General features: G+C 38.9%; 16 protein-coding genes, 2 pseudogenes and 1 riboswitch. All 18 genes and pseudogenes read right to left on the reverse strand.

What is annotated here, in order from left to right; all coding sequences use genetic code 11:
- Window positions 1-74 precede the first annotated feature (74 nt).
- Entirely contained in the window at window positions 75-1022 is a 948-nt protein-coding gene (locus AC04Q6_RS07660; protein ID WP_119248112.1) for an ABC transporter permease, read from the reverse strand.
- Window positions 1022-2920, reverse strand: a complete 1899-nt coding sequence (locus tag AC04Q6_RS07665) for a sugar ABC transporter substrate-binding protein (RefSeq protein WP_187306447.1) — start codon at window positions 2918-2920, stop codon at window positions 1022-1024. The genes AC04Q6_RS07660 and AC04Q6_RS07665 overlap by 1 nt, the downstream gene beginning before the upstream one ends.
- Window positions 2910-4301, reverse strand: coding sequence for an ATP-binding cassette domain-containing protein (locus AC04Q6_RS07670; RefSeq protein ID WP_119248114.1), 1392 nt, complete (start codon window positions 4299-4301; stop codon window positions 2910-2912). The genes AC04Q6_RS07665 and AC04Q6_RS07670 overlap by 11 nt, the downstream gene beginning before the upstream one ends.
- Window positions 4298-5284, reverse strand: a complete 987-nt coding sequence (locus AC04Q6_RS07675; RefSeq protein WP_476389610.1) for a histidine kinase — start codon at window positions 5282-5284, stop codon at window positions 4298-4300. The genes AC04Q6_RS07670 and AC04Q6_RS07675 overlap by 4 nt, the downstream gene beginning before the upstream one ends.
- A 45-nt stretch (window positions 5285-5329) precedes the next feature.
- Window positions 5330-6925, reverse strand: a complete 1596-nt coding sequence (locus AC04Q6_RS07680; protein WP_119248117.1) for a response regulator transcription factor — start codon at window positions 6923-6925, stop codon at window positions 5330-5332.
- Between the two features lie 647 nt (window positions 6926-7572).
- Entirely contained in the window at window positions 7573-8364 is a 792-nt protein-coding gene (locus tag AC04Q6_RS07685; protein WP_476389611.1) for a tyrosine-type recombinase/integrase, read from the reverse strand.
- Window positions 8318-8494: a hypothetical protein gene (locus AC04Q6_RS07690; protein WP_476389612.1), complete on the reverse strand. Its 177-nt coding sequence runs from the start codon at window positions 8492-8494 to the stop codon at window positions 8318-8320. Before AC04Q6_RS07690 ends, AC04Q6_RS07685 begins: the two co-directional genes overlap by 47 nt.
- Before the next feature lies 1 nt (window position 8495).
- The gene (locus AC04Q6_RS07695; RefSeq protein WP_476389662.1) at window positions 8496-8753 is read right to left on the reverse strand and encodes a helix-turn-helix domain-containing protein; all 258 of its coding nucleotides are present in this window, start codon (window positions 8751-8753) and stop codon (window positions 8496-8498) included.
- Window positions 8754-8918: pseudogene (locus AC04Q6_RS07700) on the reverse strand (helix-turn-helix domain-containing protein); the annotation flags it as partial. It lies immediately after the preceding gene.
- Between the two features lie 190 nt (window positions 8919-9108).
- Entirely contained in the window at window positions 9109-11265 is a 2157-nt protein-coding gene (locus tag AC04Q6_RS07705; protein ID WP_476389613.1) for an ATP-binding protein, read from the reverse strand.
- Between the two features lie 146 nt (window positions 11266-11411).
- Window positions 11412-13256, reverse strand: coding sequence for an extracellular solute-binding protein (locus AC04Q6_RS07710; RefSeq protein ID WP_476389614.1), 1845 nt, complete (start codon window positions 13254-13256; stop codon window positions 11412-11414).
- Between the two features lie 58 nt (window positions 13257-13314).
- Complete coding sequence (locus AC04Q6_RS07715; protein ID WP_476389615.1) at window positions 13315-16521, reverse strand: response regulator; 3207 nt, start codon at window positions 16519-16521, stop codon at window positions 13315-13317.
- 232 nt (window positions 16522-16753) lie between these two features.
- A riboswitch (cyclic di-GMP riboswitch) is annotated at window positions 16754-16844 on the reverse strand.
- Between the two features lie 541 nt (window positions 16845-17385).
- Window positions 17386-18133 (reverse strand): annotated as a pseudogene (locus AC04Q6_RS07720) (aldo/keto reductase).
- 10 nt (window positions 18134-18143) lie between these two features.
- Window positions 18144-18911: a carboxymuconolactone decarboxylase family protein gene (locus AC04Q6_RS07725; RefSeq protein ID WP_476389616.1), complete on the reverse strand. Its 768-nt coding sequence runs from the start codon at window positions 18909-18911 to the stop codon at window positions 18144-18146.
- Between the two features lie 28 nt (window positions 18912-18939).
- The gene (locus tag AC04Q6_RS07730) at window positions 18940-19410 is read right to left on the reverse strand and encodes a flavodoxin (protein WP_476389617.1); all 471 of its coding nucleotides are present in this window, start codon (window positions 19408-19410) and stop codon (window positions 18940-18942) included.
- 126 nt (window positions 19411-19536) lie between these two features.
- Window positions 19537-20415 (reverse strand): LysR substrate-binding domain-containing protein, encoded by an 879-nt coding sequence (locus AC04Q6_RS07735; RefSeq protein WP_476389618.1) that lies wholly within the window; start codon window positions 20413-20415, stop codon window positions 19537-19539.
- 26 nt (window positions 20416-20441) lie between these two features.
- Entirely contained in the window at window positions 20442-20834 is a 393-nt protein-coding gene (locus AC04Q6_RS07740) for a hypothetical protein (protein WP_021975929.1), read from the reverse strand.
- Window positions 20835-20851: 17 nt separating this feature from the next.
- Window positions 20852-21136: a hypothetical protein gene (locus AC04Q6_RS07745; protein ID WP_174096207.1), complete on the reverse strand. Its 285-nt coding sequence runs from the start codon at window positions 21134-21136 to the stop codon at window positions 20852-20854.
- Window positions 21137-21152 lie beyond the last annotated feature (16 nt).

The raw sequence follows: 21152 nt of genomic DNA on the forward strand, positions 1-21152 counted from the left end.
CGATACTATTGCACGAGAAATTTATATCTCATACAACAGTATCGCATTTATTTCTTTATTCTTCTTCCTTATCCCTACATCTCTTGCAGTTTATCTTTAAAATTAATCACCAGCACAATAAGCAGCATAACAGCTTTTATAAATCCTGTAATACCCTGACTTGCTCCCAGGGTTCGAATTCCATCGTCAAAAATTACCAGTGCCAGTGCAGCTGCCAGTGCTTCTTCAAGCCTTCCATTTCCTCCCCTCAAAGAAAATCCTCCTGCACAGCAGGCAATCAAACTGTCACTCATATATTCAGAACCTGAAAATGGAGTCGCCGCATGATTATAACAAATCATAAAAGCAGCTGTAACAGTCATCATAAAAGAGCAGATCATATATGCAAATATTTTTATCCTTCTGCTGTTTATTCCAATAAATTCCGCAGTTTCCGGATTTTCACCAACTGCCCGAAGAAATCTTCCCGGATATGTTTTTTCCAGCAACAATTTTCCAGTCACCCAGGTTAAAAAAAGTGTCAAAAAAGCAATTGGAAATATCCTGCTGGCTGTACCTGTCCAGAACTGAAATTCCTTCACATCTCCCATAACAGAATGGCCTCCTGAAATCGTATATACGAGACCATTCAAAATTATCATCATTCCAAAAGTTTCAAGCGAAGGTTCAATCCCAAAATCCATACTGATACTTCCATTCAGATATCCCAGAAACATCCCTGCTGCCATGGTAATAAAAAAAGATGCTGCATAAGGAATACGGCACTGAACAATAAGAATTGCCATTAGCATACCAGAAAGTGCCATCTGGCCCCCTGCGGAAAAATCAATACCTCCAGAAAGAATTACAAAACTCATCCCTATTACAACCAGTCCCAGCATAGAAAATCGATATATAATATTCAAAATATTATTCAAGCTGAAAAAATTTCCGGTTATATATCCAATCACAAGCATTTCAATTACAGGCAGAAAAAATATAAAAGGCGGCTTCCAGAGCATTTTCTTTTCTTTTTTTCTCATTATTCGCTTTCCTGCTCTTTCTGATAATGGTTTACATTTGTACTGGTAATTGGAATATGAAATGTTTTCCCTGTTTTTCCATCAAGAGAATTGTTTTTCCACGCATAAGCCGCATCTGCCCACTTTCTTGCCTCATCTCCCAGAAAAACAGTTCCTTTCATAATACTTCCTTCCGCAATCTTTTCAAGTGCCTGAGAAGTTCCTCCACATCCAAATACACCTGTATTTGCATTGTCTTTTCCCATAATCTGAAAAGCTTCCGCCGCTGCCAGTGCATAACTGTCATTATATGCCGCAGTTACTTTCAGATCTGGATATCTCACCAGTAAACTTTCCATATATCTTGATGCATCCTGTCCGGTTCCATCCAGAATTGCCTTTTCCACGATTTCATAATCATCACCTGTCAACTCTTCAAGCCTGTCATTCATTGCTTCTGTCAATTCCGCCATATTGGAATTTATATAAGTCCCAATTGTAGCAATCTGACTGTTTTTCGGAAGGTTTCTCATGATCCAGGAATAACTCATCTCTGCAATAAACTGTCCTGCTTTTTTATAATCCATACGAACCAGATAATCATAACTGTTGCTCTCTGTGCCAATGGTTATCAATCCAATGCCAGCGTTCATAACCTTTTTCTGGATCTCCGCTGCTGAATCATCAAGAGGATACATACAGACAATATCTGTGTCTTCCACAATACAATTTTCCAAAATTTCCATACAGGTTAGCATATCCTGCTCATAACTGACACAGTCAATATTATAAAATCCATACTTCCGTAAATACTTCTGTAAACGGTCTGCCAGACTTGCTTCATACTCCATACTCAACGTAGGCATAATAATCTTTACCTTCTGATCCGTTGCCTTCATCACCGTTTCTCTGTTTCCTGTACATCGGAACAGAAAAACAACAGCCAGGATCATAACCGGAATGGAAAAAAATGCATATTTCCTGATCCTCTGCCCAATTGAAACAGTTCCTGTCTTCCTTGGCGTACGCTGCAACATTGCATACAAAAACAGAAAACCACTGACAATAATATCTTCCCTGCTGCCAAAACCAAGTTTCTGTTCCACCGCATGAAGTAAAACAAATGCCAGACTTCCTAATACTGCACGTAAAAACAGATTTCTCTTCGATAAACGATATAATCCGCAAATTCCCAATACCTGTAAAATCGTATAATTCAAATAACTGCCCTGAACCAAAGATGTGCTTCCACTACATGAAAAATACAGAAATGCTGTTACACCAATTAAAACACTTGCAATATACAGTGCACCTGCTTTCACCTTTTTTATTACTTCAGGATGAAAATTTCCATATTTTTCTTCGATTTGTCCCATGGAAAAATATCGTCCGGATAAAGTTCTGTTTAAATATAAATAAACACCCGTAGCGCAAACTATTAAAAAAAATATACCCAGCCATTCAACCTTTTCTGTCTCCTGACCATCTGAACGTATATAAAACTTAAGCATCGTACTGATTTCAGCCAGAATAAACTGAAACGCTATACTGATCCAGATAAAACGAATCCTGCACAGTTGGTATACTCTACTGAAAACCATGGCAATTCCAAGCATTCCAAACAATATTACCGCAAAAATAAGACTCCCCGGACAATTCCACCTGCTTTTTAAACATCCCGCAATACATACTCCAAATGCAATCTGTTCTCCTACTGCCACATAAAATTCATTTCCAAGTGCCAACAGCAAAATTGCCAGCACTGCCGGAAACCAGATAAGCGCCTGACGTATATAAAGATTGATAACATCTTTCTGAAACCATACACTCTGATGTGAGATCCCAAAGATAAGAAAAATCACTCCTGTCAACAGATATGGATATATTCTGTCAAATAACTTTGTATATTTAACTTTCATTCCTTTCCCCATCCTTAAAATTCCAGATCCGGTGATATAATTCTTTATAATCATAAATTTCTGAGGTAATGATAACAAACGACGTTCCTTCCTGAGTCAAATCCTGCATCCAATGATTAATCTCCTGCCGACAGTCATAATCCATATTCAAAAACGGCATACGCAAAATTACCAGTTTCGGTGCAAAAATTTTCCATCGTTCCAATATAACTTTCAGTCGTCCTGATTCCATTAAAAGATTTTTCTCATTCCCCAACTGTCTTTCCATGGCTTTTTCAACTGTTTCCATTCTTCTGAAATGAAATGGATGTACTTTTTTTACATTTGGTATCATGAGATTTTCTCCTGCAGAAATATTCTCAAATACTTCTCCTGAATCTGAAAAACTCCTGATAAAAATAATCTTATTTTTATATTGATTATTTAACGTAACCGAACGCAGTCGTTTACCATCCAGAAATATATGTTCCAGACCGGCATTCTTTCCACATAATGTTAAAAATAAATTTATCAGACTGCCTGTATCTTTTACTTTTACCAGAAGAATTTCTCCTGCATTAACAAAAAGTGTCTGCCGCTCTGTCATCCCCGGCAAAACAATATCTGCACGATATCTCTCCTTCTGTTTCCAGTTATTATTATTTGCCATTCCCACAGGGCTGGTAATAAACATAGACATTTCTTCCCGTGATTTACGGTTTCGATAAAATTTTTTAGTTATATGATAATCTTTAAATATACAGGTTACATCTGCAAATCTCGCTGCAAACCGTACATTTTTAGTCACAATAATAAACGAAAAACCTTTCTCTTTCATTCTTCTGATAATTTTTTCATACCGGTTCAGATCATTTCCTGCAAGATCCTCGTATTCATCATGGAGCATAATTATCTCTGTTCCAGAATAAACTGCTCTTAAAAGATACAGTATTCTCTTTTCTACCGTACTCAGATCTCTACACTGTACAGTAGCTTCCATATTCATACCAACACTGCGCAGCAATTTTTCCGCTTCTTTCTTATTTTCTTTTTCATCCCATATTTTGAAGCCAATTTTCTCCCGTGAAAGCAACATCAGATATTCCATCAGATTAAGATCCTTCGTCTCTATTTCTTCCATTGAAGACAGATAAAAATATTTCTTTTTTTCTTCTGAAATATATTTCCGTTTCATTTCCTGTCCATTGATAATGATCTTTCCCTTTATTCTCCTTGCGCTTCCGCACAGATACTGTAAAATCACAGTTTCTCCCGCATTACTTAGTCCGGTCAGGCATATAACTTCTCCCTGATTAATCAGCAGATTTATTTTTTCAAGACAAAATTGTCCTTTCTGGTCCTGAATATATGCCTGATAAAACGCAACCTGATTTTTTTTCATATATTTCTCTGATAACCAGAACTACGCGGAAGCAGAATTTCCACATCAGTCCCTTTCCCTTCTGTTGAATAAACTGTAATCCCATATTCCTCCCCAAAAAGATTTCGAATCCTGCTATGTACATTGGGAAGTGCTATTCCATGTGTACTTTTACTATTTTTATTTAGGTGTTCCTGTTCCAGTGCCTGATTCAACTGCTCCAGTTTTTCTTCACTCATTCCCACACCATTATCTGAAACTGTAATCAGAAGAATATCCTCTGTTGAATCAGCCATAATCAATACTCTTCCTTCTTTCTTTTGTTCCAGTCCATGCAATATGGCATTTTCAACAATCGGCTGAAGCATCAGCTTGGGAACAATGCAATCCTGAATATCTCCAGCTTTTGCAGACTCGTCCACCTCAACTATAAATTTACCCTGAAATCTGTAATTCTGTATTTTTATATAATTTTCCATATTTACCATTTCTTCTCGAAATGTGACACGATTTTCTTTTCTGCTGATACTGTAACGAAAGAAATTTGCCAGTGCTTCCAGCATTGCAGCGATATTTTTTTCACCGTTAATAATCGCCTGCCCCCGTATGCTATCCAAAGTATTATATAAAAAATGTGGATTGATCTGACTTTGCAAAACAATCAGCTGTGCGTGCTTATCATAAACTTCCGAAGCTTCTTTCTGAATGTTCTGCTCAATCAGACCTTCCACGATTTCCTTTATATACTCTCTCACTGACTCCGATTTCCACAACTGATCGTCCAGAAAATCTTCCCAGCTACTGTTTCTTACAATTTTTTCCAGTTTTTTATTCCAGTCCTTTGCACTCTTATATAAAAAATGATAGCCCAGCCATGTGGACAGTAGGGCTCCCAAAATACCGACATACAGGAGCCAACGCTCAGGATGGAGCAGATACATAAGCAGAATCAGTGCTTCTATTGCCCAGCATCTGATGATCCATTTTACTTTCTCATCTGTCATTGTCACACTCTCTTTCTGTCACAGATATTACTTCACCAGTGTCCTTTATTTTGCATATAATTTACGAAACAGCGATGGTTTCATGCCTACTATCTTTTCAAAACACTGACTGAAATATCTGGCATCCGTGTATCCAACTTTTTCTGCAATACTTCCCATTGTATCATTTGTTGTACGTAAAAATTCTTTCGCATGATTAATTCGGATTTCTGTAAGATAAGAAAGAAAAGTTTTTCCACTCTCTTTTTTAAAAAGAGCCGAAAAATAGCTCGCATTCAGGCCAACATATTCAGCAATTTCTTCCAATCCAATTTTATCCATGTAATTATTTTCCACATATTCCATTGCTTTTCTGACTGGAAGATAGGATAATTGTTTTTTTTCGTTTTCTGCCTGGTCCATATATGTTTTTATATATTTCTTCAACACTTTTTTTATATCTGCCCGACTTCTGCAAATTTTTATTTTTTCTGTGAATTCTCTCTGAGCATCCTTCAACTCTATCGCATATGCATTGATGCAGGTAATAAACAGTAATTCTGACAAATGGTAATATGCAGCAGCATCCCCATTTTCACGCTCAATCCTGTCATATATCTGATCAATAATACGATAAACCTGAATACTTTGGAAACTGTGAAGTGCATTAACAAAAGAATTTCTGAAAATATCAAACAAATCTTTTTCATTTAATATATTTCGTTTCTTTATACTTTTCTCTGTGATGAGTTTTCCTGACCCAATGATAATTCTTTCCCTGATCATTTCTTCACTTTTCTTCAATGCTTCAGAAATCCTGTTTTTTTTATATTCATCACTGAGACTGACTGTAATCTCATAATTCTGAAAAGAATAAATATAATTCTTTATATCTGCCATCCATCTGCTGAAATCCTGTTCTATATCTCTGTCTGAAACATCCTTATAATTCAGTGCTCCCAGTATTTTCAGATTCGGGAAATCAGAAATAATCCAATGTGCAGAAATACTGTTAAAATACTCGCCTAAACTATTAATAATATTTCGAATAATGAACAGGCTTTCCGATTCTTCTATTTCTTCCAGATTAAAACAATCCAATTTTACACAAAATGCTCTGATTTCAGCTTCCGGTATCTGAACAAAATACGATTGCTCCAGCACTTCTACATTCAAAGCTTCCTGTTTCATTAACGCCAACAGAAATTCTTTTTCTACCAGGGAACGGTTTGCTTTCACCTTTTCCCTTAACTCAAATTCCTCTTTGTTTTTTGCAAATTCCTGTTCGCATCTTTTTTTTATCTTCATCAGAATATCATTCAGTTCTTTTTCATTTACCGGTTTCAGAAGATAATCTACAACTCCATATTTTAATGCAGCCTGTGCATACTCAAAATCAGAATAACCACTGAGCAAAATAAATTTTGTCCCCATACCTTCCTGCCGAACTTTTGAAATCATTTCCAGACCATCCATCATCGGCATCTTAATATCCGAAATCACAATATCCGGTTTTTCTGAAATAATATGCTGAAATGCCTCCATTCCATCATAAAAAGTCCCCTGCAGACTCATCTCCAGTTCATCCCAGCGAATCAGAGCCTCAACCAACCGTGCAATCCATTGTTCATCATCTACAATCATGACGCTTAGTTTTTCCATACATTTATTGCTTTCCTTTCCCCATTTTCACCCTTTTTTATAATTTTAAAAAGACATTTTCTCTTTGTCAAGAAATATGTGATTTCAGTTAATTTCGACAGATTTTTTATATACAAAAAACAGCCCACAATCCGCACTATCTGCGAACCATGGACCGCCATCAAACGTCCCCGAGAGGATTTGAACCTCCGACCCCTCGCTTAGGAGAGCTCCAACCTATTGTCACTCTCTGTCAATCTGAGGTAAGGTAAACCCATATGGGACACTATATAAAACTGTTTCCGATTCAATTTGAGTTATTCTGAATACCCCCTCTGTCAAGCTCTGTAAAGCTCTGCAAGTTAGCTGATTGTTTGCTCCAGCTAATAATCGGGGAATGCCTTGATATTACCATCGACATCTGTTATATGACCACCATGCTTCGTACGTTCGATCATGGTAAACAGTATTCAATTAAACTTTCTATCGAAAGCACAAGATATTTTCTTGTCTATAAATAATATAACGCATACGAGACGGTTTGTCCATGCGTTTTTGACTGGCAAATTTTATTCAGTAAAAATATCTGTAACTTTTTTGTAACTGAATCTCCATCATTCCATCATCAAATGATGGAGATTCCAATAAATATGATGGAGATAGACTAATTACTTCATCGTCTTCGCCAGTGAATTGAGCAATGCCCGCATCTCCGGATTTGCCAACACTTTTGCCAGAAGTTCCGGATCAACTTCATCGGTAACAGTATTATTATTTTCCTGCTGTACATGCATCTGTGGATCCAGATTCTTTTTCTCATAAAACGCTTCTTCAAAAAGTTCTGCATTTTTTCTTCGGTCATCATACAGAATATGAGAGTATACATCCGTAACCATATTGACCTGAGCATGGCCGGAATCACCCTGTACCGCTTTGATGTCTCCACCATTCAGTTTCAGCTTATAAGTAACACTGCTATGACGGAAACTGTGAAAGACAACCGGTGGGAGATTATAGTCTTCGATCAATTTCTTTAAAGGACCACGGATTGCTCCATCACCGAGTGGAAGACCAAAGGTACTTGCCATAACCAGGTTATAGTCCATATATTCATCACCCAAGATTTCTTTCATTTCATCCTGCTCAGCTTTCCAGTCTACCAGCATATTAGCGACACTCTTAGGTAAGAATATCTTACGTACACTGCTTTCTGTCTTCGGTGTTTTCAGAATACGGACCGTAGAATTCTTCTTATGATTTGTCGGAAATACCAGCAACACATCTTTTCCATCCAATGCATTCAACGATTCTTTTCTTATGCGCTGTGATTCTTTGTTGATGAAGACATATGCACGGTTTTCTTCAATTGCTTCAGGAGAGATATCCACACAATCCCAGGTAAGACCAAGCAGCTCACCAAGTCGCAGGGAACATGAAAAAGATCTCTTTTTTATATTCAATTTCCTTTTTTCTTCTCTTTGCTTCGGCTTTTGTTTCATAGGTTTCCCATTTCTGTTTTCTCTCGCCTTTTTCATTCGTATAAGAATAGATTACATTGAATTTCCCGTTTCGTTCTCTTATTGATGCCATATTATTGCATGCTCCTTTCCAAATCTCTTTGTTCCATCCAGTCCTCAAATTCATCCCGAAGGATCCTAACTCGACTGCCAACTTTTATGACTGTGAACTTCCCCTTATCCGCCCACTTGTTGATCATGCTTCTGCTGACCTTTGCCAGATAGGAAGCTTCATCAAAAGTAAGATATTTTATATTTCCATTGCTTCCTCGTATTCCGGATTGTGATAATTTCTTCCACCGGAAATTAGCCAGGGCAATATTCTGTTCCAAGTTATCGAGCCAGTCATCGAAACTCTTCTTGGAGATACGATACTTGCCGCCATCCAACTGGATCCACCGGAATTCCTTTTTCTTCAAAAGGTTATAAATAGTAGGTCTGCTGACTCCTAAGATTTCCTGTAACTCTTGAACTGTATAACATCTTTTTTCTGACATTTCTTTATCCTCTTTTCTTTGAAATACGAAAGAAAAATTATCCCTTCATATAACGAAACGCTCAGAGCCTGTTTTACAGTGGTCAAAAGCAATCTTTTTGAATTTTTTGCATTTTTCCTGAAATTAAGTAAAGAAAAAGAGCATATGGAATTTGAATCCATACACTCTATGATTAATAATATTATTATTTTTAGTGGTTATTGATTAATGCCTTGAGTTTCGCCCCCCCCCCACCGGTTTTTATGCTTCTGATCGTCTTTTCCAGTACCCTCATCTCAACCGGTTTTGAAACATGCGCATTCATACCGGCTGCCAGAGAATGCTGAATATCCTCCGAGAATGCATTGGCGGTCATTGCAATAATCGGAATCTTCTTTGCCAACTCATGAGAACTTCTGCGGATTGCCTTCGTTGCCTCATAACCATTCATAACAGGCATCTGCACATCCATCAGGATCATGTCATAATCCCCTGGTGCAGACTTTTCAAATGTCTTCAAAATCTCTTCACCATTTTCACAGATGGTACATTCTGCCCCCTCAATCTTTAACAGTTCCGTCAGAATTTCTGCATTCAGCTCATTATCCTCCGCACACAGGAATCTCATTCCTTGAAAGATATTATCATTCTGTTCATTCTTTTCTTCCTGTACTGTTGAGGAAACAGATCTATCCTCTGCAATTCTCAGATCTATGAGAACCTCAAAACAGCTTCCCTGTCCCAGTTCACTCTCCACATCTATGGTGCCTCCCATTGCTTCAACCAGGTTTCTGGTAATAGCCATTCCCAGACCGGTTCCCTGTATCTTATTAGTCACAGAACCTTCAGCACGGGTAAACGGATCAAAGATCGTCTCTTTGAAATCTGCCGACATTCCCATGCCATTATCGCTGACTAAGAAACGGTACTTTGCATAGACAGATGACTTTGTCTCACATTCTTCTACCAGAAACTGAATTTTTCCACCTTCCTGCGTGTACTTCACTGCATTAGAAAGCAGGTTGCTGAAAATCTGCATCAGATGAACCTGATCTCCATTTACCCACTCATGCCGGATGTTTTCTTTTATGACCATAAGAGTCTGATTTCTTTCAGCAATCTGTGGCTGAAATATCGTATTGAGTTCCTCAATAAGATCTGGCATGGAAAAGTCTGTATATTTAAAAACTGTTTTTCCTGCTTCTATCTTACTCATATCCAGAATATCATTAATGATTCCTAACAGATGCTGTGATGAAATATCTATTTTATCTGCATACTCTATTACTTTCGCTTTATTGCCTGCATCATGTCTAATCAATGACGTCATACCGATAATTGCATTCATTGGTGTACGAATATCATGTGACATATTGGACAGGAAATCTGTTTTCGCCTTATTTGCATTTTCAGCTGTCTGCAAGGCTTCCGTTGTAATGTCCTTTGCTTTTTTCAGTTTTTTATTGGACTCCTCCATTTCCTTCATTGCCTGCGTTTGAATCTCATTATTTCTTTTTTCATATTCAGCTTTTTGCTCAGCAAGACTGCGTCTAGAAATACTGCAGAATAATCCGGCAAAAAGCAAAAGTATAAAACCTGCCATGAGTAATGTTGTAAATCCTATTGTTTTCTGATAATCTTTCAGTACATTATCTACAACACTCTTTTCTACAATACAGATCAGCATGGTGTTATTATTTTCTATCGGACAGTATCCCAGATAGTAAGGTTTGTCACTTCCCAGAAGTTCTACCCCCTGTTCTCTGCCATCCAGCTTTTTTTGAAGAGAATCAGCCTCTTCCTCAGTGATAGCCTGATCTCCTTTTAAATGCTTTAACAAAAAATAGTTCCTAAAAAATTTATCTTCTTTCTGATTTGTATAAGTAATATTTCCGTCGTTATCCAGCATAAACAGATACGCATTCCCGTTATAGCTTTTCACACTTAACATGGAATCTAATTTTGAATGATCATACAAGGTTCCAATTGCCGTATAAGTTTCCCCATTAATCGTATATTCCTGACATGGAATTGCAACCAGATAACCATCTTTTTTCTTCTGGTTGTAATCAAGAGAAACCAATTTTCCAATATTATATCCGTTCCTCAAATCCAACAAAAGTTTACTTGGCATGTCAACCCGAAGTTTTGTTCCATCAGTGGTTATTGCCTTTCCATTTTCCTGGAGAAATATAAGTGTACTTTCAGATTCTTTCTGCCATGCCTCAAAGAACTTCTTGTTTCTATCCAGTTCAATAGATCTCACTTCCTCTTGAATAAGAGAATCCTCAAGCAAATGCAGCTGGCTGTAGTATCCATTCACCTGCAGATCATAGGTCTGCTGTATCTGTTCAACAACAGCTCCCATACTGCTTTTCCCGTTTTCCGCGATATAGCTGTTCATCCTGTTCAAAAGGAGCTTTACAAAAATTAAGCTTAAAAGTATAAGAATTAAAAAAAACAATGGTACTATGATCTTTTTTCTTTTTGTTATCGCTTGTTCTTTTCCCACTTTTATTTTTCAACCTCTATATAATCTTCCGGTGCTGACGGTTGCTGTCCGTTTGCCATTGCTGCAGTCCATGCACTTGATAATGTTGTGTCCTTAAGCTGCCTGATCTCACATTCCGGATTTATTTTTTTCAAAACAGACATTGTGGTGTCTGTAAGAAGAATAGAGTACTCCTTGTCTTTGTCTGTTTTTTTCTTATTTACTTCTATGTCCTGTAATGAGAATCCGTTTTCCTCCTGACTGACGATTATTTTCATACCGGATGCAATTGGTAATTCATATTTATTGGTTACATGAAATTTCTCATCAGAATCAGCAAGATATTTCTCCGCAAGTTCATAAACCTCTTTGCCATTGATTTTTGCCAGATATAATGGTGTATCTGAACTCTTTGCTGTCATCAAAGCAACCCGGCTGCCGGTGCACTCCCCTTTGTAAATGGAAGAAGTAAAATAATAATATGGTACCAAAGCCAGCTGAGCATCATTTTCTTCTCTGATCGTAGTTAAAATAGAAGATGCCGCATCGCGACCGTTTTTATCATTTAGCGAAATGGCATATTCGTTTTCAAAATTAACTGTGGTTTCTTCTTTTGAATCCTTGCTGTTCATTGTGCTGCGAAAAGCATCATACGCCTGTGTTTCATCCATTTCCCCTGACAATAATCCGTGAACAGCCTTAAGGCTGGCATCAAATGATTTTTGAGCAGAATATCGGATATAAACAGAATTATTATTAATTTCATCTTCAAGGCCAGGTACATCTTCCATCATGTTTGGAACATCTACATTTAATGAAATTACACCCTTTCCTTCTGCAATCAGCGTTTGTCCTTCTTTTGAAATCATACGATCCAGGACATCGAATGCCAGGTCCAGTTTTTCCTGATCTTTTTCCAGGTCTTTGTTGAATGCAATATTCAGAGAAGGGGTCATATTTATAAAAGCTTCATCCGAAATCTGTGAAAAAAACGGTATACGGGTTAATTCTGCATCCATCTGTTCCTGATATTCCTGCATAAGTGCCGGATAACCATGAAACATTGCTGCTTTTCCCTCAAGGAACATCTGCGCTGCAGTATTAATATCGACGCTAATATCATCACTTGTAAAATGTGAGTCCTTCAAAAATGTATTGGTTTCTGAAAAAATACGTTTCCATAACGCATCATCAAACGCAATATCCCCTGATGCACTTTCAGCTGAGCTTCTCCATTCGATTCCATCCAGACTCATGAATTCACCGATTGCACCTGTCTGGATCACCTCATGAGCAGACCAGTCTTCTGCAAGATCCAGAGAATAAGGTTTTATACCATTATCATAAAACTGCTGGCACGCCTGTGCATATTCCTTATAATTTTCCGGTATCTTGATCCCGAACTGCTCAAACAATGTCTTGTTGGCAATGATCGTCTGCGGCATACCGCAGATAGGAAGCCACTGAATCTCATCTTTTGAGTTTTTATAATATTGCAATGCATAGGAGTAATACCTGGAAACCACATCATAAGAAGCAAAATCCATAAGATACGGCTCCAGATTCTGTGCATCTGTTCCTGAGAATCGACGTACAGTTATGATATCCGGCAGTTCACCATGTTCTTCAAAATAGCTGTATAAATCGGTATCATTGTTGCCGGTAATAAACTCAATATCCTGATCCGGAAACTGCTCATAGATATAGGGTATAATATTTTTCATTAAACGATTTTCCCACAGATACACAGTAAGGTGATCATCATTTTCAGATACTGCTTTTTCAGATTGTCCACAGCCAGACAAAACAGTAGTTGCTACAAGCACCCCTGACAATAAAGCTATCAGATAATGTTTTGCCTTTTTCATACTCGTATTTTCCTCATTCTTTCCTGCTAAAAACATTAATTCAATAATCGGGAATCAATTACAGCCAGCTTTCCAGGACATCATTCAGCTTATTCATATCCAGCGGTTTTGCGATATGTCCATTCATGCCTGTGTTTTTTGCCAGCTGTACATCTTCTGCAAAAGCATTGGCAGTCATGGCAACGATCGGCAGTTTTCCCTGTTCACCCGGAAGGCTCCTAATCGCTGCGGTTGCCTCATAGCCATTCATGACAGGCATTTGGATATCCATAAAAACAAGATCATACGAACCTTTCGGAGAAGCTTCCACTTTTTCAACTGCGATTTTTCCATTTTCTGCTATTTCCACTTCTGCCCCTGTCATCTGCAAAATTTCACCAGCAATTTCTCTGTTCAACTCATTATCCTCAACCAGCAGAATCCTTTTTCCTGTGTAGTCTGATTCTGACAACTTCTCCAGATAATTTCTTGCTGTTTTTTCTTTTCTGCCTGAAGTAAACTGCCGCAGTGTAGCCGTCAGCCGGGAACGGAACAGCGGTTTTGCAATAAAAGCATCTACACCTGCAACCTTTGCTTCTTCTTCAATTTCGCTGAATTCATAAGATGTCAATACAATGATGGTGATCTCTTTTCCTATCCGCTTCCGAATCTGTCTGGCTGTTTCTATGCCATCCATCTCCGGCATCTTCCAGTCTAAAATAACAGCAAAGTAATCATCTTTCAACTCATGCCGTGCATAACAGCGCTCAACCGCTTCCCTGCCAGAGAGAACCCATTCACCCATAATACCGATTTCCTTCAGTGTGGCAACTGTACTTTCACAGCATGTCTTATCATCATCCACTACCAGAACCGGCAGATTCATCAGATTTTTGTCCTGTTCTTTTTCTTTTTCCTGAAGCTCCAGATAAATTGTTACTGTGATTTTAGTTCCCTTATGTAAGGTACTGTCCACTTTAATATTACCATTCATCAGGTTCACAATATTTCTGCTGATCGCCATTCCCAGACCAGTTCCCTGAACTCTGGTTGTCCGGTGATCATCTGCGCGACTGAAAGGATCAAACATGATTTTCTGGAATTCCGGTGACATACCGATTCCATTATCCTCAATCGTAAATTCATAGCATCCAAGTTCTGAAAATCCATTTGGCTTTTCCTCTATGGAAAAAATAATATTCCCACCATCCGGTGTATACTTGATCGCATTACTCATCAGATTCACAAACACCTGCTGAATCCTCAGACTGTCACCGCAGACACTTTCATGTTCAATGTGATTAATGTGTATATCTAAATTGTGTTTATGTTCATCAATCACCGGTTTTGTGAGTGTTATAAGATTATCCACCAGATCTGGCAGATTGAAATCCTCCTGTGCCAGCGTCATTTTTCCACTTTCAATACGTGCCATATCCAGCACTTCATTAATCAGCCCCAGCAGATGACGGCTTGATTTTGTAATTTTGCTGAGACATTCAATGACTCTGTCCTGACTCTCAATATTTGCTCCTGCAATTGCCGTCAGGCCGACAATGGCATTCATCGGTGTCCGGATATCGTGGGACATATTGGAAAGGAATTCTGTTTTCGCACGATTAGCATTTTCTGCAGAACAGTAAGCCTCTTTCAGTGCCTGACGGGATTCAATCTCTGCTTTTTTCTCCTGTGTCACATCCATGGATGCCAGCAATACTTTTACCAGTTTTCCATCCTCCCATTCCAGGGGTATGTAAGAAGCGATCTTATAAGTCTTTTCATCCTGGCTGCAATACTCAAACTTATAAATATCATTTTCACTTTTCAGTTTTTTCCGAATATTATCCGGGGCTATCAGGATATCTATAGCTTCCAATGGTTCCAGTGTCTTATATTTTTCAAGAACCTGCATCTGAAAATCATGATAAAATCCCAGAGGTTTATATATCATCTGTCCATTCAGATTGTAGAATTCATACCTGTCATTTTCCAGATCACAGACAACAAAACGGTCAACCAGACGCACAATACTCTGGATCAGCTGCTCCATGGAAGCATTATCCGCTGCCATCTGCAGATGCCGTGCACTCTCCACCTTTGTCTCTGTGATATCCCGCAGAAAGATCATGGCATATTCTGAATCCTCTATCTCGCCGCGTATGATCACATTACGGACCCATCGTTCTTCTCCATTCAGAGTGATACGGCACTCCAAAGCCAATTCGGTTTCCAGACCCTTCAGCCTTTCTGCAATATAACCACGGTCGTAAAAAGAGGATACCGCCTTCTTATCTTTCTCCACAACATAGGAATCCACAAAATGCCGAATCAGTTCATCCCATGTATGACTCTGTTCAAAGACGGTCATCAGGGACGGCTCAACCTTAAAGGTATCAAAAGTATTCGCTTCCAGATTCACATAATACTCGCACAGATCTGCTTTTGTAAAAGCTCGGTGGAAAGCAGCAGATTTTTGTGCCTGCATGATTTCTTTTTTCTCCCCATCAATGTTAATAAAAATCCCGGCAATCCTGCTGGCAGAACCATCCAGACGGCGTATTACTTCTGCCGATGCCCGAAACCACTGGTATTGATTATCCTTCATTCTCATACGATACTCTACCTGGTATTTTATCTGGTTCGTCTTATCCTTAATTGCCGCCTGAAGCTGCACCATTACTCTTTCTTTATCCTGTGGATGCAGAAGATCTGACCAGGATTCCAGTTTATTCGGAAAGTCCAGAGTGTCATGATAGCCAAGCATTTTTCGGAATTCATGACTCCAGTTTGCATTCACAATCTCACTGTTTTCGTCACAGTCAAAATACCAGAAGCCGGAACAGATAGCCTCATTGAGCAGTGCCAGATTTACATGATCCCAGTTGACCTGTACAGACATAACCCAGATCTGTCTGCCCGCCTCATCTGTCGCATCTTCTTTATAAAGCCGTACATTATTCACTGTACCGTCTGCTGTAAGGATCTGTGATTCCCCTGCTCCGTGAAGCTGCAAAAAACGATCTCGATCCAGTATATCTTCCTCGCCATAAAAGAAATTTTTCAATGAGCCGTTTGTCTGCTTCATAAAAGAGTCGAATGTATATCCTGTACTATGTAACAGCAGATTGCTCACAGATAAAACAGACAGGTTTTGGTCATAATATCCTGTCATTATGCCTACCCCGCCATTATTTTCCAGTGTTTTCTGTACTGCCTGTGACATGGCCTGTGTCTGTCCCGGTACAGTCTCACCTAAGGAATATATTCTGTCCTCATAATTTTTCATTTTTTTAAAGTCCTCTCTCCGTCTTATGCCTTCTTCATCCTGCTTTTATCTGTATACAGAAAACCTGTCCCTGCTAGTTTTGTTACCCATTTTTGCATACAAAAAGGACACTTGCCAAAATCTGCCAGTGTCCCTATTATATTTTTTTAAATCACACATCTATATAGTATAAAAGGTATCGGAATCTCTTCTGTTCAAACATCTTTTCCATATATTATGTTGATATGGAAACAGTGGCAACCGGCTGACATGGTCAAGCTTTCTGACTTTAGTCCCTTCTGGCTTTGCGCCCCTGCCTTTCAACAGGTTTGCCTTTAAAATAATTTTCATTTTTCCCAAAATAAAAATACCATGAAGTTTTTTACACGTCAATAATATTGGATAGAAAATCTGTATATTTTTTTATCTTGGTATAGTTGTATAAGTAGTCAATTACATTTAATACATTCCGTTCAACATTTTTTTGATATTTTTTCTTTTCCCCCCACTGTAAAACAGCCTCTGAGCGTTTCGTTATATAGAGGGATACAAATAAGAGCAAGATCCACCCATGTTTAACAGTATTGCCGTTTGGCATCCTGTTCTCCTATGGGATTTATCTTGATGGGGATCTCCCCATACCCTCTCAATAACAGACGTTTCACTTGTCTGTTGGTTCCACCTGAAAGTGTTCACAGCACTATTTCTAATATCGGAAGGAACAGCCGATATTGAAATACGTGGACTCCCGGAGGGAGGAATAGTCTCAGTGGAAGGAGGAGTATGAGAACAGAAAACAAAGATAAAGAACTGAATCACAGACATTTTATAGGATTACGTCTTACCGATGGAATTGAATCCATACACTCTATGATTACTGAAACTTTATTTCTTTTCATCAAGCAAAATAACACCTTGCGCCGGATTTTTATCAATTGCACCAACTATCTCATGTGGAACATATGGCTCTTCAAGATATGCAAGGTCTTCGGCAGTTAATTTAATGTCAAATGCTCCGGCTGAATCATCCAGATACTGCGTTTTGGTTGCCCCAATAATAGGCGATAGAATTCCCTTTGCCCACTGCCATGCAATGGCTATCTGGGACATTTTGCAGTTATACTTTTCGGCAAGCTCCGCTACACGTTTAACTATCTGTATGATATCCATACATGGCAGATGCACCAAGTGCCCTGACCTTTCCTGCTTTTACCAGATCGTGCAGTGCCTCCATAGTTTCTTCAATTGGTGTATCATAGTCAAATCTATGGATGATATATAAATCAAGATAGTCGGTTCCAAGACGTGACAGAGTTCCATCTATTTCCCTCATGATTGCCTGTCTTGATAAACGACCTTCATTAAAATATACCTTGGATGCAATCACAACCTGATTTCTCGCTACATTTTTCTTCAATGCTTTACCTAAATATTCCTCACTTGTTCCTGCTGAATATCCATTTGCTGTATCAAAAAAGTTATATCCCAAATCAAGTGCATGCTTGATAACATTCTCACTTTCAGCTTCATCCAACGTCCAGTCATGCATGGTTCCAGCTTTCCCAAAACTCATGCAGCCCACACATAATTTTGACACTTCTATATCTGTATTTCCGAGTTTACCGTATTCCATAGTGCTCTCCTTATCTTAATCCAGCGTACTCTTTCTCCGATACCGCCTCACACCACTCATTGGAACAATCCACTCCCGGCACCTCAATTGCCAGATGGGAAAACCATTCATCCGGAGCGGCCCCATGCCAGTGCTTTACATCTACCGGAATGTTAATACAGTCACCCGGGTTCATTTCTACCGCATCCCTGCCTTCTTCCTGATAAAACCCTCGGCCGGCTACACATACTAAGATCTGCCCGCCACCGCTTTTTGCATGATGAATATGCCAATTATTCCTGCATCCGGGTTCAAATGTCACGTTGAAAATGCCAACCTGAGAAGTGGAAATCGGTGCAAGAAAACTTCTGCCAGAAAAATACTGTGCAAAACCATCATTTGGTGCACCAATTGGAAATACCATCTCTTTTGCATGCGCCCGCATCGCTTCCTCTTCGTATGGCAAATCTCCTTCGCCTGTCTCCCACACTTCCTTTGCAAGATTGAAAACAGCCCATGCTTTTGGCCATCCTGCATAAAATGCGACATGTGTGATTACTGCGGCAATCTCTTTTTGTGTTACACCATGATTTTTTGCATTTTGAAGATGATATTTTAAAGAAGAATCTGTAATTCCGGAAGCCATCAGAGCAACCACTGTGATGATACTTCTTGTTTTTACGTCAATATCCTGGTTATTCCAGTTTTCACCGAAAAGGACATCATCGTTAAAATGTGCAAACTCCGGTGCAAATTCACCAAGTGCATTTCTTCCTGCTGTCTGTATTATTTTTCCCATTTTCTGTATACCTCCATAGCACTGTTATTTATAAAGATTTTACCCACTCACTGATTTCCTTTTTTGTTCCACGGTTTAACAGGCTGCCTTCTGTGATAACTGCATCCGGTGCGGATGGCTGTAATTCCTTTACAGTATTACCGAATCCACTTCCACCGGATGTTGCAAAGAGCACAATCTTTTTGCCACTGAAATCATAGGCTTCCAAAAATGTATTGACAATTGTCGGAGCTACATACCACCAGATTGGGAATCCCAGAAGGATCTCGTCATAAGAACTCATATCCATCTTTTTCTTCATAATCTCCGGTCTGTATTTCTTATCACTCATTTCCACACTGCTTCTGGATTTTTTATTCATCCAGTCAAGATCAGCCTTTGTATATGGAACTTTTGGCTCAATCTCAAATAAATCCGCTTTTGCTTCCTCTGCAATCATTTCTGCTACTTTTTTTGTTGTCCCGCTTGCACTGAAAAATGCGACTAAATTTTTACTCATAATAAAAAGCCCCTTTCTATACGTATTTTTCACAAAAAAATAGATGTATAAGATTTACATTCATCTTACACATCTATTTTAAGCTCTATCGCTTCATTATGTCTAATGCTTATATTGAATTTTATTTTATGCCTGAAAAGCATTAATCTCCTCAATCATTTTACGGACTGCCAAAGAATATGGAATGTTTCGTCTCCAGGCAATCACAGTACTTGTTGTGATTTCAGGAGAAATTCTTCGCTGTACAAGAATATCCTCCCGCCAATACTTTGCAGCACCTTCGATGGATACCGGATAGCCCAGTCCATTTGCTGCCATAACTCCGGCATTCGTTCCAAGATTACTTGTAAAAGCAATCTGCAGTTTCGAAAAGTCTTTTCCAAACCAATTGGCAAGTTCACTTTGAACATTTACTCTTTCCGGCAGGATCAATGGTTTTCCAATAAGATCTTCTTTTCTTATAAACTCTTTTTCTGCCAGCGGATCATCCGGCCGCATTCCAACACACCAGTGATCGCAATCTGTGATCCGGATATAATCCAGCCCTTCGGTGTCCACCGGTTCCATGAATAATGCAATATCTACAAGTCCTTTGTTCATCATCTCATACACTGCATCTGCTGTTGCAGTATGCAATACAATCTGAACCAGCGGGTATTTTTCTTTATATGTTTTACATATCTCCGCCAATGTCTCCACCGCTGCAAATTCACCGCATCCAATGGTTATCGTGCCCTCTACAACCTCTTCTTTTCCTTTCAGTTCCTCAAGCGTTCTTTCCTCAAGATTAAGAATCTCCAGGGCACGCCTTTTTAATAAAATTCCTTCATCAGTAAGCGATATTTTCTTTCCGTTTCGAATAAATAATGTTATTCCCAGGTCCTCTTCAAATGCTGCCATTTGTCTGGAAAGCGTTGGCTGGGTAATATGCAATTGTTCTGCTGCTTTTGTAAAGCTCTGTTCTTTTGCCACCGTCAGAAAATAGCGCAACAGTCTTAATTCCATATTTTTTGTTCCCTCAACTTTCGATTTCACGACATCATTTCTAATACAGATTTTACCGTACTTTTTAATCTCAGTCCATCCTTTATACCCAGGCGATAGAAAAACTCTTCTGTCTCTGCTCCGCTGGCAAATATTTCATCACAATACTTCGTAAGCACTTCCTCTTGTTCCGGAGACAGTGTTTCTAAAAGCTTCTGGTATTCCTTCTCTATATTTTCATTAAATGGCTGTGTATCTTGATTTGATTTCCATTCAGAATATGCTTTGCTCATACGATTGGAGATCATCTTATCAACAGACTCCTCTACGTCTTTTGACATCTTTGAGGGAGACTCTTGCTTTTGAACTTTTTCGTTCTTCGCTTTTTCAAGTGTTGACTCGTCAATATAGTGAATAATTTCTCTCAGATTTACCTTCATAGATTGCAGGTATCCTCTCATAAGCACTGCCAGTTTCTCACTTCTGACTCCAATGCCAGGACAAATGCTCCTGCAGCCAATACGCCTACCAACATGAATTCAGCGATTCCCAGGATAATATAATTCATGTACTGCGTGCGGTACCAAATGATGGTGCACACAAAGTCAGCCTCATTGATGCGCCTTCCATCGGACTTTGCTTCCGCAGTTTCCTTCACTATCTCTTCTCTGGAATCTGTTTCCACAAGTCCCTTTCGGGTCATCTTTTTGACCGCATGTCTTTTCGCCTTAAATTCCTCCAATCGCTTTCACCTCCTT

Source organism: Blautia sp. HA9023 (assembly GCF_056504095.1).

What these genes read in the sequence shown, in the direction of transcription:
- AC04Q6_RS07680 (WP_119248117.1), bottom strand. Translation starts at nt 6,925, where the DNA reads ATGGAAAAACTAAGCGTCATGATTGTAGATGATGAACAATGGATTGCA.
- AC04Q6_RS07740 (WP_021975929.1), bottom strand. Translation starts at nt 20,834, where the DNA reads ATGAAGGTAAATCTGAGAGAAATTATTCACTATATTGACGAGTCAACA.
- AC04Q6_RS07735 (WP_476389618.1), bottom strand. Translation starts at nt 20,415, where the DNA reads ATGGAATTAAGACTGTTGCGCTATTTTCTGACGGTGGCAAAAGAACAG.
- AC04Q6_RS07710 (WP_476389614.1), bottom strand. Translation starts at nt 13,256, where the DNA reads ATGAAAAAGGCAAAACATTATCTGATAGCTTTATTGTCAGGGGTGCTT.
- AC04Q6_RS07705 (WP_476389613.1), bottom strand. Translation starts at nt 11,265, where the DNA reads ATGGGAGCTGTTGTTGAACAGATACAGCAGACCTATGATCTGCAGGTG.
- AC04Q6_RS07660 (WP_119248112.1), bottom strand. Translation starts at nt 1,022, where the DNA reads ATGAGAAAAAAAGAAAAGAAAATGCTCTGGAAGCCGCCTTTTATATTT.
- AC04Q6_RS07715 (WP_476389615.1), bottom strand. Translation starts at nt 16,521, where the DNA reads ATGAAAAATTATGAGGACAGAATATATTCCTTAGGTGAGACTGTACCG.
- AC04Q6_RS07675 (WP_476389610.1), bottom strand. Translation starts at nt 5,284, where the DNA reads ATGACAGATGAGAAAGTAAAATGGATCATCAGATGCTGGGCAATAGAA.
- AC04Q6_RS07725 (WP_476389616.1), bottom strand. Translation starts at nt 18,911, where the DNA reads ATGGGAAAAATAATACAGACAGCAGGAAGAAATGCACTTGGTGAATTT.
- AC04Q6_RS07665 (WP_187306447.1), bottom strand. Translation starts at nt 2,920, where the DNA reads ATGAAAGTTAAATATACAAAGTTATTTGACAGAATATATCCATATCTG.
- AC04Q6_RS07670 (WP_119248114.1), bottom strand. Translation starts at nt 4,301, where the DNA reads ATGAAAAAAAATCAGGTTGCGTTTTATCAGGCATATATTCAGGACCAG.
- AC04Q6_RS07730 (WP_476389617.1), bottom strand. Translation starts at nt 19,410, where the DNA reads ATGAGTAAAAATTTAGTCGCATTTTTCAGTGCAAGCGGGACAACAAAA.
- AC04Q6_RS07690 (WP_476389612.1), bottom strand. Translation starts at nt 8,494, where the DNA reads ATGGCATCAATAAGAGAACGAAACGGGAAATTCAATGTAATCTATTCT.